The 12484-nt window shown below is 33.1% G+C and carries 11 protein-coding genes; 5 read left to right on the forward strand and 6 right to left on the reverse strand.

Translation table 11 applies throughout. The annotated features are described in order from the left end of the window. Window positions 1-7: 7 nt before the first annotated feature. Both porZ and gdhA read right to left on the reverse strand, forming a co-directional pair. On the reverse strand, window positions 8-2290 hold the full coding sequence (gene porZ, locus AC4FQ3_RS10090; RefSeq protein ID WP_491181763.1) for a type IX secretion system anionic LPS delivery protein PorZ: 2283 nt from the start codon (window positions 2288-2290) through the stop codon (window positions 8-10). A 211-nt stretch (window positions 2291-2501) separates the two neighbouring features. Beyond that, window positions 2502-3845, reverse strand: coding sequence for an NADP-specific glutamate dehydrogenase (gene gdhA / locus AC4FQ3_RS10095; RefSeq protein ID WP_042565514.1), 1344 nt, complete (start codon window positions 3843-3845; stop codon window positions 2502-2504). A 322-nt stretch (window positions 3846-4167) separates the two neighbouring features. Here gdhA and AC4FQ3_RS10100 point away from each other — a divergent pair, with 322 nt between their 5' ends. Then, the gene (locus tag AC4FQ3_RS10100; RefSeq protein ID WP_042565574.1) at window positions 4168-4959 is read left to right on the forward strand and encodes a THC0290_0291 family protein; all 792 of its coding nucleotides are present in this window, start codon (window positions 4168-4170) and stop codon (window positions 4957-4959) included. Window positions 4960-5038: 79 nt separating this feature from the next. Here AC4FQ3_RS10100 and AC4FQ3_RS10105 read toward each other — a convergent pair whose 3' ends face one another. After that, window positions 5039-6181 (reverse strand): cystathionine gamma-synthase, encoded by a 1143-nt coding sequence (locus AC4FQ3_RS10105; RefSeq protein ID WP_491181764.1) that lies wholly within the window; start codon window positions 6179-6181, stop codon window positions 5039-5041. 105 nt (window positions 6182-6286) lie between these two features. On the opposite strand from AC4FQ3_RS10105, the gene AC4FQ3_RS10110 reads away from it, so the two are divergent. The 3 genes from AC4FQ3_RS10110 to AC4FQ3_RS10120 all read left to right on the forward strand — a co-directional run bounded on the left by AC4FQ3_RS10110 (window position 6287) and on the right by AC4FQ3_RS10120 (window position 7895). Beyond that, entirely contained in the window at window positions 6287-7030 is a 744-nt protein-coding gene (locus AC4FQ3_RS10110) for a DUF3298 and DUF4163 domain-containing protein (protein ID WP_491181765.1), read from the forward strand. A 69-nt stretch (window positions 7031-7099) separates the two neighbouring features. After that, window positions 7100-7576: a DUF6932 family protein gene (locus AC4FQ3_RS10115; protein ID WP_491181766.1), complete on the forward strand. Its 477-nt coding sequence runs from the start codon at window positions 7100-7102 to the stop codon at window positions 7574-7576. A gap of 10 nt (window positions 7577-7586) precedes the next feature. Continuing rightward, window positions 7587-7895: a hypothetical protein gene (locus AC4FQ3_RS10120; protein WP_491181767.1), complete on the forward strand. Its 309-nt coding sequence runs from the start codon at window positions 7587-7589 to the stop codon at window positions 7893-7895. A gap of 93 nt (window positions 7896-7988) precedes the next feature. Here the strand turns inward: AC4FQ3_RS10120 and AC4FQ3_RS10125 are convergent, their stop codons facing one another. The 3 genes from AC4FQ3_RS10125 to AC4FQ3_RS10135 form a co-directional block, all read right to left on the reverse strand. Next, on the reverse strand, window positions 7989-9140 hold the full coding sequence (locus AC4FQ3_RS10125) for an ATP-binding protein (RefSeq protein ID WP_491181768.1): 1152 nt from the start codon (window positions 9138-9140) through the stop codon (window positions 7989-7991). Between the two features lie 327 nt (window positions 9141-9467). Continuing rightward, on the reverse strand, window positions 9468-10223 hold the full coding sequence (locus AC4FQ3_RS10130) for an SDR family NAD(P)-dependent oxidoreductase (protein WP_491181769.1): 756 nt from the start codon (window positions 10221-10223) through the stop codon (window positions 9468-9470). Window positions 10224-10342: 119 nt separating this feature from the next. Continuing rightward, the gene (locus tag AC4FQ3_RS10135; RefSeq protein WP_042565507.1) at window positions 10343-11218 is read right to left on the reverse strand and encodes an aldo/keto reductase; all 876 of its coding nucleotides are present in this window, start codon (window positions 11216-11218) and stop codon (window positions 10343-10345) included. Between the two features lie 224 nt (window positions 11219-11442). Between AC4FQ3_RS10135 and AC4FQ3_RS10140 the strand changes: the two genes are divergently transcribed. Beyond that, window positions 11443-12447: an AAA family ATPase gene (locus AC4FQ3_RS10140; protein WP_302093881.1), complete on the forward strand. Its 1005-nt coding sequence runs from the start codon at window positions 11443-11445 to the stop codon at window positions 12445-12447. Window positions 12448-12484 lie beyond the last annotated feature (37 nt).

Here is a 12484-nt window from a genome sequence, read left to right on the forward strand (position 1 = left end):
TTCCACATTATCTAATTATCATTACTTTCTTCACTTTCGTTTCGCCACCGTCCTGAGCAGAAATAAAAATCATATACACGCCAGAAGCCACTTTATATCTTCCAAAAGCTGTTGTATCCCACTCAATTGTTCCTCCGGCCGAAGTTGCTTCGTAAACTAAACTTCCGGTAATATCGGTAATTTTTACATTGGCTTTATCCAGCAAACCTGCAATTTTTACAGTTCCTGTAAACTCCGGACGTACGGGATTTGGGTATACATATACACTATTCAGATCTTCGTTGGCACCTGTTGCAATACCGCCAAAAGAAATTAATCCTTTATTGGTTGCAATAAAAACTTCTCCGGTTGTACTGTTGATTTTTATATCGTTGATGGTATTACTTGGTAAAGGTGAATTATTTATAGTAAAATGATATTTCGTTTCCTGACCATTTGGTGAAACCATAAAAACTCCCGAATCTGAAGTTCCAATCCATTTATTATTGGCCCCGTCGACCACAATCGAAGTAATAAATTGCTCATACAATAATTCCTGTGCCAGATTATCATCTATAATAATGATTGCATTTGCCGTTAACTGACTTTCTGTTTGAAAACTGCTTACGTTTGACAAAACCCGTAATCCTTTTGTGGTTCCAATCCACAATTGGTTTTTAGTATCAACTGCCAATGCACGAACATCTACAGAAGGTAAATTCCCAACATCGGTACCAAAAGTCATTTTTTTAAAGGTATTGGTAGTTTCGTTAAAACCCACTACTCCTTCTCTGTAAGTAGCGATCCATTTTGTATTATTTTTATCTACAACAAGCCCGCCGTAAGAATTGTTTTCAACATTATTAAGAATCGTTGCCAGCGAGTAACTGCCCCATTGTCCGTTTGTTTTTAAAACTTTCAATCCATTTTTAACCCGGCTATTCGTTATCCATAGATTTCCTGATTTATCAAAAGCTGTTGCGTTGGCACGAATGTCTACAACATTATAATTATCAGCTTTTAAACTTTCCAGACTGCTGTTTTTTTCATTATATAAAATAGTCGGAGTATCGTTTTCTAATTTTAATAGACCTGAAAAAAAGGAACTTGCATAAACCTGATTGTCATTATTCGGATTAATAATAACACGAGACATTGATTTTGCATCAAAAACATCTTCGTAAGGAATATTTAGCCAGCCTGAAGTATTGTATTTACTAATACCGTAACTATCTAAAGGATAAGGATTATAACTCAAATCATAATCGCCGTAAACGGCCCAAACACTGTTTGGACTAACATCTAGTGAGAAAATATTGTTTCGTACCGGCCCAATTGGTGTTATATTTTCGAAAGCTGAATTCCCGGAAAGAGTTGAAGAAAATAATCCGTTTTCTTTTGTCCCGATGTAAATCACATCTCCAACAGCAGTTGCACAACTAAAACTTAAGGTATTATCTAAAACCTGAGTATTGCTTATTTGACGATGTAAAACCATTTTATTGTTATAAACAAAAACTGAATTTGCGGTTGTAATAAACAAATTATGATTTTCTGCTTTCATATCTGTAGAAGGCTGCGAAAGCTGTAAAAACCCAACAAATGTATTTGAATTAAATCGATGAATGTATCCTACAGAATTAATTGCAATAAGTTCTGTATCCAACGTTTCAACGCTTGACCAGTCGCCGGAATTTACAATGCCCCATTGATTAAAGTCAATTAAGTTAGGACTTGTACTATTTGCTCTTCGAATACCGCTGGAAGTTGCTGCGTAAATAAATCCGTTAAAAAATGCGGTTTGTTTTACACTAATTTCGGCTCCGTTATCGCCTATAAAATAAGTATCCCCAAACTGAGAAGTAGTTAAATTAAATTGTACAATACCAAAATCACATGAAACATAAACCAAACCATTATATTCCATAAAATGATTGACTTTTTTAATATTGGCCGCCAATTGTTTATTAATGATATCGACTTTTTTTATTATACTTCCGTCGGTTTCATTAATTACAATAATCATCCCGTTTTCGTAACCAATAATTGTCTTTTTGAAGGTTTCACTATGATATACTGCCGAAATTGTTTGTCCCGAAAGTCCGTCAATCGTAGTGGTTGTTTTAACAGTATTTGAAATATTACTTTTAGAGAACAAAGCATTTTCTGAAGCAGCAAAAACAGTTGTAGAACTTTCTGAAATATCTTTTATTTCATTAAATGAAAAATAACCTTGCCACGATAGAGTATTCTGTGCAAAACTTAATTGCATAAAAATAAAAAACAAAATATACAGAAACCTTCTCATCATATTAAATATATTCGGATAGGCAAATATACTACAAACCAAAGTATTTGAATTTTGTTCTGTATAAAATGATTTTCCTTATAATTATCCGCCACGAATTCACGAATTATTTCATTATTTGAAAAAAAACAAATTCGTGAATTGGTGGTGAAAATAAAAAAGCCCTCATCTTACTTTACGAAAAATGAAGGCTTTTGAAAATTGTATTTAAAAATTATACTACACCTTGCGCAAGCATAGCATCGGCAACTTTAACAAATCCGGCAATGTTTGCTCCTTTTACGTAGTTTACATAGCCATCTTCGCCCATTCCGTATTTTTTACATTGGTTATGAATTCCAACCATAATATCTTTTAATCTCAAATCTACTTCTTCGCTTGTCCAGTTTAAACGAATTGAGTTTTGTGTCATTTCAAGACCAGATGCAGCAACTCCACCGGCATTTGCAGCTTTTCCTGGCGCGAATAAAACTTTATTATCCAGGAATAATTTTATAGCGTCTAATGTTGAAGGCATATTTGCAGCTTCGGTTACACATAAAACACCATTATCGATCAATTTTTTAGCATCTTCGCCTGTCAATTCGTTTTGAGTAGCACACGGAATAGCGATATCAACTTTTACTTCCCAAGGGCTTTTTCCTTTATGAAAAACTGCATTTGGATATTTCTTAGTATAAACTTCGGCTCTGTTATCACCAGTTGCTCTCATCTCTACCATATGTTCGATTTTTTCTCCAGAGATTCCTTCTTCATCATAAATGTATCCATCAGGTCCGGAAATAGTAACTACTTTCCCACCTAATTCATTTATTTTTAAAGCAACTCCCCAAGCCACATTTCCAAATCCGGAAATTGCTACTCTTTTACCTTTAATTTCATGTCCGATAGTACGCAACATTTGATCAGTAAAATAAACAACTCCATATCCTGTAGCTTCAGGACGAATTAATGAACCACCATATGCAAGTCCTTTACCGGTTAAAACACCTGTAAATTCATTTCTTATTCTTTTATATTGACCAAATAAATAACCAATTTCTCTTGCACCAACACCAATATCTCCGGCAGGTACATCTAAATCAGGACCAATATGGCGACATAATTCTGTCATAAACGATTGACAGAAACGCATGATTTCACCATCAGATTTTCCTTCAGGATCAAAATCAGAACCACCTTTTCCACCACCCATAGGAAGTGTTGTCAAACTATTTTTAAATACTTGTTCGAAAGCAAGAAATTTTAAAACAGACAGATTTACAGTGTGATGAAATCTGATTCCGCCTTTGTATGGCCCAATTGCAGAGTTCATTTGAATTCTAAAACCTCTGTTTACAATTATTTCTCCTTTGTCATCTACCCATGGAACTCTAAAAATTATAGAACGTTCTGGCTCAGCAATTCTAAGAAGTAAGTTTTTTCCATCATACTTTTTTCGCTCTGCAATAAATGGAATTACCGTTTCTGCAAATTCTCTAACGGCTTGAAGAAATTCTGGCTCGTTTGGATTTTTTGACTCGACTAGAGCCATAAACTCATTAATTTTTTGTTCCATTTTGAAATAAATTATTCAAGTAAATATTTAAATTTTAGCACAATAAACAAGAAAATACGTTTAAGAAAACGTTTTCGCTTTAACAAACAAAGATATAACAAAATGCTAACCGAATGTTATTTTTTTTAATTCTAAAGAGTGAATTATATAATTTTCAAACATTCCTAAATATAGCATTTACCACATCTCTATTTAATTCAAATCATCACAATTAAAGTTAACAAATTAAGTATTTTGTTACTTATTTTTTAATACGTTAATTTTATATTTTGAATCGTACATGTTTTTTATATATTTGCCAAGATTTGAAAGCCCAAACAACATGCTTAAACCAATAGTACTCACATTATTCGCCTTTTTAGGAATCACTACAACTGCCTTTGCTCAATCTGATTTAGCACAAGAAGTAGGAATAATATTCGGACCTGTATCTTTTCAATCTGATTTTGGAGAACGCCACGATATGAAAACCAATGTTGGTAACTCAGGTTTTGGTGTAGGATTAGTTCACTTTATTAACTTTTCTGCAAATAATAACAGAGAAAGTTTCTTTACAGAACATTTTAAAGTTAGATCTGAATTATCTTTTAACAAAACCAATCTTGAGCATTATGGTCAATGGGTGGATAGAGAAGAACAAAAGGGACTTGTCCAACATCTAAGAGCGATGAAAGGAAGCACAACTTTAGTAAACCTTGGATCTCAATTAGAATTTTCTTTTATAAAAATTCATGACTTCGAAAACTCAGTTGGCAGCTTTAGTCCTTATTTAAGTTTAGGATTTCAGGCAAGTTATTATTCTACAAAAGTAGGATCAAGATTGGGTCAATTAGGACTTCCTTCAACAACTTTTGCAAAATACCTTACTCCTTCGGATGGTCGCCCTTATGGTTTTTCTAGCGAAAACGGCGTTGTACTATCTGTAGTTACCGGAGTTGGGGTTCATTATAAACTAACCGAAATGAGCGATTTAATGTTTGATATTCGTTATCAAGGATTCAATTCTGACTGGGTTGATGGTTTAAATCCAAACAAAGATATTTATAAAGAAAATAAATCAAACGATTCTCAGGTTTGGTTCAACGTAGGATACATTATGTATTTAGAATTTTAAAGAAATCTCAAAATAAAAAAAATCCCAAATTCCAATGTTAATCATTTTGGAATTTGGGATTTTTTATTTGTGATAATTTTTATGCTAAAGCCTGCTCTATATCAGCAATTAAATCTTCTGCATCTTCAATACCAACACTCAATCGAACCAGGTCGTCGGTAATACCAACTTCGGCTCTCTTATCTGCAGGAATAGAAGCGTGTGTCATCAAAGCCGGGTGATTGGCCAAAGATTCAACTCCACCTAAAGATTCTGCCAGAGTAAACACTTTCAATTTCTCTAAAAACGCAATCGAATCTTCTTTTTTACCAGAAACAAATGTAAAAGAAACCATTCCTCCAAAAGCTTTCATTTGCTTCTTTGCAATTTCATGAAACGGGTGACTTGCTAATCCAGGATAATAAACAGTTTTGATTTTTGGATGGTTACTTAAAAATTCAACCACTTTTTCTCCATTTTCACAATGTCTCTGAACTCTTAATGAAAGCGTTTTAATTCCTCTTAAAACCAAAAAACTATCCATTGGCCCAAGAGTTGCACCGGTTGCAAATTGCTGAAAATGCAATTGTTCTCCTAAAGCTTCATCTTTTACAATTAAAGCTCCCGCTATTACATCAGAGTGTCCTCCTAAATATTTCGTAGCAGAGTGCATTACAATATCGGCTCCCAAATCAAGAGGCTTTTGTAAATAAGGTGTTGCAAAAGTATTATCAACAGCAAGCCAAATTTTCTTCTCTTTGGTGATTTTTGAAATTTCTTCAATATCAGCCAGTTTCATTAAAGGATTTGTTGGTGTTTCAACCCAAATCAATTTTGTATTCTCATTGATTAATGATTTCAATTTTGCAATATCAGTCATATCAACAAAATGAAATTTAATACCTGAATCTTTATAAATTCTCGAAAACATTCTATAAGTTCCACCATATAAATCATCCATTGCGATGACTTCATCTCCAGCTTTAAATCCTCTTAAAATACAGTCTGTTGCCGCCAATCCAGATGAAAAAGCCAATCCGCGAGTTCCATTTTCAATACTTGCCAAAGCATTCTCTAATGCTGTACGAGTTGGGTTCGATGCACGGCTATATTCATAATCGCCCAAGGGTTGTCCCGGACTTGTTTGAATATAAGTTGAAGTTTGATATACCGGAGGCATAACGGCTCCTGTACTTGGATCATGATGTTGACCACCATGTATTACTTTAGTATTGAATTTCATATAGTTACGTATTTTAAACTCTGTTTTAGATTACAAATTTACCGTTTAATTTATTTTAATCCTGATACAACTTCTTACCTTTGTATATAATTAACACTTTTAGATATGAAACAGTATAGTTTTTTAGTCTTCTTGTTTCTATTATTCACTAGTTGTAACAAGGGGCTTTCATTTGAAAATGAAACATTTGAAAAAAAATCTACCATACCATGTAAAATCGATTGCCCTCAAATTACGATTGATATTCCTATTGCAAAAAATATTCCTGTCGTTGCAGACAGCATAAATAAAAAACTCTTTTTAGTAATAAAAGAAATTGTTTATTTTGGAGAAGAACCTCTAAAACTAAACGATTACAACACATTGGCCACATCATTTATTGCTTCTTACGAAGAAATGCATGAAAAATTCCCCAACGAAACATTTGGATGGGAAGGGAAAATTAAAGGAAATATAGAATTTGAATCCGACCAGATTATAAATATTAAACTAGATCATTACACTTTTACCGGAGGCGCTCACGGATATCAGGGATATCGCTCTTTATTATTTAATCCGAAAACTGGAAAAACCATTTTTAATGATCAGATTTTTAAAAATGAAAAAGAATTTAAGGCTTTCGCCGAAAAGGAATTCCGCAAGAAATATAAAATTCCATCAAAATCAAATATTAATGCAACTGGCTTAATGTTCGAAAATGATAAATTTCACCTGCCCCAAAATATTTTTTATACAGAAGAAGGTTTGCTTTTATATTACAACTCTTATGAAGCCGCTTCGTATGCAGATGGCCCAAAAGAAATACTTTTCCCTTATGAGGAGGTTAGTAGATATTTGAAATATAAATAAATTCTACAATATTCATATTTTAAAAGCTAAAGGTTTTTCTTACATTTGGCATTATTTTAATTTTGCCATATGTTAACCTTCAATCATTCAGGATTGTTAGTACCTGATAATAAAATTACTTCAACAATTGAAGAATTAGAAAATGAATTTGTATTAAAAATTCCTTCATTTAAAAGGAGAGAAATTTTTGAAGCTTATGTTAAATATAACGAGGATTTCAAAAAAGTATGTAATTTAGACGAGTTACACCAATGGATTAACGGATCTTACGTAACACAAAAGAATAATCCAGGAGATATTGATTTAGTGACATTTTTAGATTATAAAATTGTTACTAAGTTAGGCTCAAAATTAGATGCTTTTAAATATCCTAATTCAGAAATTATTTATGGTGTTGATGCTTATATAATTGAGGTTTATCCTCAAAATCATATTAATAATTTTAGATATGTAAGTGACAGAGCATATTGGCTGGATCGTTTTACAAAAACAAGAAGAATTAGAGGAAACAGGTTATCAAAAGGCTTTTTGGAAATAAAATTTTAATTTACAACAAATGAAAGATAACAAATTATATCATATTTTAGACTTAATAGAAGAAATAGATAAGGTCGATAAAATGCTTATCTTACATAAAGACTCAGATTCTGATTTAATGTTAAGCCAGTATAAAAATCAAAAACTAAAACTAAGCAATTATTTAGTTAAAGAACTTTTGACAAATAGTGACAATAGAACTGAAGTTATGTATATCATTAAGCTTTTTATAGAGAAATTCTATAATAATGAAATGAGTCATTTACAATTTGAGGAAAATGATAACTTAAAAAAAATTGAAAACGTATTTATTGAAAATTACGCTTAATAAACTCTGGCTAAAGACAATCCAAAAATCACTTTGATTTAGACACAATGCTGTGCGTCTCTACGGAAAAACCTTTGCCTCTTTGAACCTCTGCTACTTTGCACCTTCCTGAAAATCATATTTCATCTTTCTCAAAATCCGCAGTGCTTCTTTAAAAGATAAATAAACTTGCGAAAAAGGTTTTAAAAGCAATTTCGAATCAATTAATTTTTGTTTTGCATCATCAAAACCATTCAAATAACAAATCATAAAAGTCGACGGAAGATTCTCTAAATCTTTCATCTCTCGTTCTGACAAGGCAGAACCTTTTTGCAGTTTTTGAAGCAATGCCATATTCGAATTATAAATATGAAAAAGCATTGGTCTGTTGAATTCCGGAGGCTGAAAAAGCATTTTTCGATCGATTTTATAATAACCGTTGTCAAAAAACCGAATCGTTTGCTCTTCCAGAGGATAATAACTCGTTTTATCATTTAATCCTAACGGAACATATTCGGTTATTGTAAAACTATCATCATCAAAAACAATTGTAACAACATCCTGAGCTGAGTAAAAAAGTTTAATTTGTTCGTTGATTAATTCGATATCAACGCGGGAAAGAAAGGTTTTATCACGGGATTTTTTAGGAACTCCAGCCCAGCAAATCACAAATAATTCCTTAAAAACATAATATTTGGGCGACATGTCTTTATGCCTGAAATTCATAAAATCGATGACGCCGTCAAGGGTATATTGAATACTGTTGCGCGAACTATTTTCGATCCCAATAACAGTTTCGGTATTTTGGTAATTTTTCTCTACTTCACCTTCAAACGGAATAGAATTACTGCCACGCCTCACAAAAACACTATTGGCCAGAATAGTATGAATTCCTTTTTTGAAATAAGAAACTTTGTTTTTAGGTTTAATAGTTACCAATCCAATTACTCTGTCTTTTGGAAGATTTGGGAATGGGACGTTTTCGTATTGAATTTTTGGTGGATTTTCTAAAAAGGCATTAACGAGATTCTGAATTCGGCTATCGTCAAAGAAATCGTCGCCAACTATTTCATTATCCTGATCCTCAACACCAACAACTATATAAGAATTATTGGTTGGATTAGAATTTGAAAGCGCGCAAATGTGTTTCAGGAATTTTCCTTTTCCTTCGCGGGTGTGCAGGTTCAATTGTCTTTTTTTATCATAAAAACTGCTCTCGTCATTATGAGCGAGTAAGTTTTTGATTAAAAGACGTTTGTTGATCATTCTTTTTAGATTGTTAGACTGGCTTAGATTTTTAGACTTCTTAGAATATTGACTTTCAGATTTCTAAATTAATCTAATTTTCTAAGAAGTCTAAAATTCCAGATTATTTTATTGACAATAATAATGCTCCAGCGGAGCATTATATTTATAGCTAATTAACACACCTCTATAAAAAGCTCCAGAGGAGCGATATTAGACTTTCTATATAATCATTCAAATATTTCACCCCGCTGGGGTTCTATCGGATAAATTTATAAACATCTATAAATATAATGTCCCTCTAGGACTTGATATTATGAGCTTCTTTAAGAATTTAAAATCTATAAATTAGATATTTTTTTTCACAATTGTCGACGATGCCTGCGCCGTACTCATTACCATTAAATCTGCAATATTAACATGATACGGTCTTGAAACCACAAAATGAATAATATCTGCAATATCTTCTGCCTGCAACGGATCAAATCCTTTGTATACATTCGAAGCTCTTTCTGCATCGCCTTTAAAACGCACTTCACTAAATTCTGTCGCCACCATTCCCGGATGAATTGCGCCTACGCGAATGCCAAACGGATTCAAATCTATTCGCATTCCTGCCGTGATTGCGTCAACAGCATGTTTTGTTCCGCAATACACATTTCCGTTAGGGTAAACTTCTTTTGCGGCTGTTGAACCAATATTGATAATATGTCCGGATTTTCTCGCTGTCATTTGCGGAATCACAGCTTTTGAAATATACAAAAGACCTTTTACATTGATATCAATCATCGCATCCCAATCGTCCAAATCTCCGGTTTGAATCGGATCTAAACCATGAGCATTTCCGGCATTATTAATTAAAACATCAATTTGTGAAAATTCTGCCGGTAATGAATTGATGTTTTCAAAAACAGCCTCTTTATCACGAACATCAAAAGAAAGCGAATGTACTTCTGTAAATTCAGAAAGCTCTTTTTCAAGTTCTGTTAAACGTTCTTTACGTCTTCCGCAAAGGATAATTTTATAGTTATTTTTTGCCATTATTTGAGCAGTTGCTTTTCCAATTCCGCTTGTGGCACCAGTAATTAAAACTGTTTTTTTCATTTTATTTATTGTTTTTTGCCACAGATGAAAAGATTCTCACAGATGAAAAAATCATTTTTATCTTGTAATCTGTGGCAAATATTTTGCTGAATATTTAGAACTAAGATTGTAAACTGTTCTTAAGGCACATCATCGCCCATACTTTCTGTCCAGATTGCAAACCAGTCTTCTTTATCCATTTCTAATTCAACTGCTTTCATCAAAGATTGAATTCTGGCAACATTAACAGTTCCTGCAATTGGAACAACTTTAGCAGGATGTTTTAAAATCCAGGCCAATAAAAGTGTATCAGAACCAAAACTATATTTTTGAACCAATTCTGAAAGTAATTTTTTTAAACGACGTGTTTTCTTTGTATCTTCTCTAAAAACAGTTCCAAGCGGATTCCACGACAACGGACAAATCTTGTGCGTTTGCATATAATCTAAACTTCCGTCAGTCATTGCTTCATAATGAGTTGCAGAAAATTGCACCTGATTATAGCTCACTTCTGTTTTTGATCGAATTAATTCTGTTTGAGAACTCGTAAAATTTGAAAGTCCAAAATCAATAATTTTTCCTTCTGATTTTAATTTTTCCACGGCTTCAGCAATTTCATCTGCCTGCATTAACGGACTTGGTCTGTGCAATAAAAAAACATCAATAAAATCTGTTTTTAGTTTTTTAAGAGATTCCTCAGCCGACCAAATAATGTACTCTTTCGAATATTCATAATGTTTGATTTTGTTCTCCGGACGTTTTTCAGCAATCATCTGAATCCCGCACTTGGTAATTAACTGTAATTTTTCGCGTGAAATCTTGCTGGCGTGAAATGCTTTTCCAAAATCTGCTTCGGTGGTATAATCTCCGTAAATATCGGCGTGATCAAAAGTGGTAATTTTGTTTTCGATACAAATTTGTATCATGTTTTCCATTTCCTTAGTTGTAAGGTTTTTATCCCAAACTCCCCAATTCATAGTACCCGAAATTATGGGCGATAATGCTGTTTTGCTCATGGTTGTATTGCGTTATTTTTGGTAATAAATATGCTTTTATAAAACATATTGACCAAAGTTCTTAAAAATATAAAAATAGATTCACAATTCGTCCTTAAAATTAGGTCTTTGGTCGAAGTTTTAACCATTCTTTAACATCTTACTTCTCAAAAAATATTCAATTTGCACTCTCAAAAGTTAGACATAAAAATCAGCGTTTTAAAAAAGGTTTTAAAAATATTTATATGGAAGAAAATACAACGACTTTAGACATTAGAGCGATAAATGAAAAAATTGAAAGAGAAAGTGCTTTTATAGACCTTCTTACAATGGAAATGAACAAAGTTATTGTGGGCCAGAAACATATGGTCGAGCGTTTATTAATCGGACTTTTGGGTCAGGGACACATTTTACTGGAAGGTGTTCCGGGATTAGCCAAAACTTTAGCGATAAATACATTGTCGCAAGCGGTGCAAGGATCTTTCAGCCGTATTCAGTTTACTCCTGACTTATTACCTGCCGATGTTGTTGGAACGATGATTTACAACATTAAATCTAACGAATTCTCAATTAAAAAAGGACCCGTTTTTGCAAATTTCGTACTTGCTGATGAGATTAACCGTGCTCCGGCGAAGGTTCAATCTGCTTTATTAGAGGCGATGCAGGAAAAACAAGTTACTATTGGCGACACAACTTTCAAACTAGACCGTCCGTTTTTAGTATTGGCTACTCAAAACCCTGTTGAGCAAGAAGGAACTTACCAACTTCCGGAAGCACAAGTTGACCGTTTTATGTTGAAAACCGTAATTGATTACCCAAAAATTGACGAAGAGCGTTTTGTAATTCGCCAAAACTTAAAAGGATCTTACGAAAAAGTAAATCCGGTAGTTTCTGTAGAACAAATTTTGCGTGCGCAAGAAGCTGTTCGTGAAGTTTACATGGACGAAAAAATCGAAAAATATATCTTAGATATCATCTTTGCTACTCGTTACCCAGAGAAATACAAATTGGCAGACTTAAAACCTCTTATTAGTTTTGGAGCATCTCCACGTGGAAGTATAAACCTTGCCAATGCGGCAAAATGTTACGCTTTCATCAAACGTCGTGGATATGTAATTCCAGAAGATGTTCGTGCCGTTGTACATGATGTTTTACGTCACAGAATTGGGATAACGTATGAGGCTGAAGCCGAAAACATTACTTCTGTAGACATTATCAACAAAATCGTAAACGAGATTGAAGTACCTTAAAAAATTTTAGATTTTAGATTGCTGATTTTAGATTTAA

The organism is Flavobacterium sp. AK-345, from assembly GCF_058310175.1.